This window comes from Rhizobium ecuadorense (assembly GCF_001187535.1).
Taxonomy (GTDB): domain Bacteria; phylum Pseudomonadota; class Alphaproteobacteria; order Rhizobiales; family Rhizobiaceae; genus Rhizobium; species Rhizobium ecuadorense.
Map to the genome: position 1 here is coordinate 1 of NZ_LFIO01000894.1, position 230 is coordinate 230.

Here is a 230-nt window from a genome sequence, read left to right on the forward strand (position 1 = left end):
CGGTAGACCTCGTCCCAGTGTTCCCGTTTCGCGCTTGTCATCCGATATCCCCATCTCTTGCGGAGCCCGACATCCTAACAGATCAACATGTAAGGACTGAGACGTCCGCAACCAATGCGGTTCCCAAGACCACGCTCCGCATTTCAGGAAGGTAGGTGCCGGTAAACGAGATCGGCGGAATCGGTTCGGGGTGCTGCGGGATCGAGACGCGCTCGCAGCCGTTCCGCAAC

Annotated in this window: 1 pseudogene; it reads right to left on the reverse strand. The window is 59.1% G+C overall.

Annotated elements, in window-relative coordinates:
- Positions 1–143: 143 nt before the first annotated feature.
- A pseudogene (locus AF337_RS46305) lies at positions 144–230 on the reverse strand (GNAT family N-acetyltransferase); the annotation flags it as partial.